This window comes from Citrobacter sp. wls615 (assembly GCF_005281355.1).
GTDB lineage: Bacteria > Pseudomonadota > Gammaproteobacteria > Enterobacterales > Enterobacteriaceae > Citrobacter > Citrobacter werkmanii.
The window spans coordinates 1-218 of record NZ_SZXM01000030.1 but is presented as its reverse complement, the minus strand read 5'-3'; the positions used below and the strand labels follow the sequence as shown (position 1 = coordinate 218).

General features: G+C 49.1%; 1 pseudogene. It reads left to right on the top strand.

Annotation, left to right across the window (positions count from 1 at the left end):
- A pseudogene (locus FDX04_RS24485) lies at nt 1–218 on the top strand (filamentous hemagglutinin); the annotation flags it as partial.

The following is a 218-nucleotide window of genomic DNA, read 5'->3' as shown; positions in this document are numbered from 1 at the left end:
GGCTGGAATGCTGCAGGCGGTGCGTTGGGTAACTGGATTGACAACAAAGATCCACTGTCTGGGGCAGTTACAAATGGTGTCGGTGCAGGTTTGGGTTATGGAATAGGTAAGGGCATTTCCTGAGGAGCAAATGCCGGAGCAAACTGGTGGAAAGGTGGCTGGGATCCGAAATTTAACCCGACACTTCAGAAGTATACTGAAGTAAAAGGTGATTTTGG